The sequence below is a fragment of the Streptomyces sp. SID486 genome, assembly GCF_009865385.1.
GTDB lineage: Bacteria > Actinomycetota > Actinomycetes > Streptomycetales > Streptomycetaceae > Streptomyces.
The window spans coordinates 1-475 of the sequence record NZ_WWJT01000625.1 but is presented as its reverse complement, the minus strand read 5'-3'; the positions used below and the strand labels follow the sequence as shown (position 1 = coordinate 475).

Genomic DNA, 475 nt, shown 5'->3' with positions numbered 1-475 from the left:
CATGCGGGAGGCGGCCGACCCGGCCACCGGCCACGGCCCCGGTGCCGCGGGCGAGCGGTTCGGCCTGACCACCTTCGCCGGACGCGTCGCCGCGCGGGCCGGCACCGACGAGGACACGGCGCTGCGGGACGCCGCCGCGGTCATGGAGGTACTGGACGCCGCCCTCGCCCCGGAGCTGACCGAGCGCATGGCCGGGGTGCTCCCGGCGGACATCCGCGAACTGCTGCCGGTGGGCCGGGCGGTGCAGGGGACGGAGGGCTGAGGCCGAGGGAGCGGCATCCCCGGCCGACAGCGGCATGCGGCCCATGGGACCGACGTCGGCATGCGGCCCATGCCGCCCACGTCGGCATGCGGCCCAGGTCGGCACGCGGCCCACGTCGGCATGCGGCACACGTCGGCATGCGGCCCATGCGGCCGACGTCGGCATAGGGCCGGGTCGGCGCGGAGCGCCGTCGGCGGTCGGCGGGCGGAGCGC

General features: G+C 78.9%; 1 protein-coding gene. It reads left to right on the top strand.

Going from position 1 to position 475, the window contains the following annotated elements; all coding sequences use genetic code 11:
• A partial coding sequence (locus GT045_RS28880) for a DUF2267 domain-containing protein (protein WP_161335987.1) occupies positions 1-262 on the top strand: 262 nt, incomplete at its 5' end.
• Positions 263-475 lie beyond the last annotated feature (213 nt).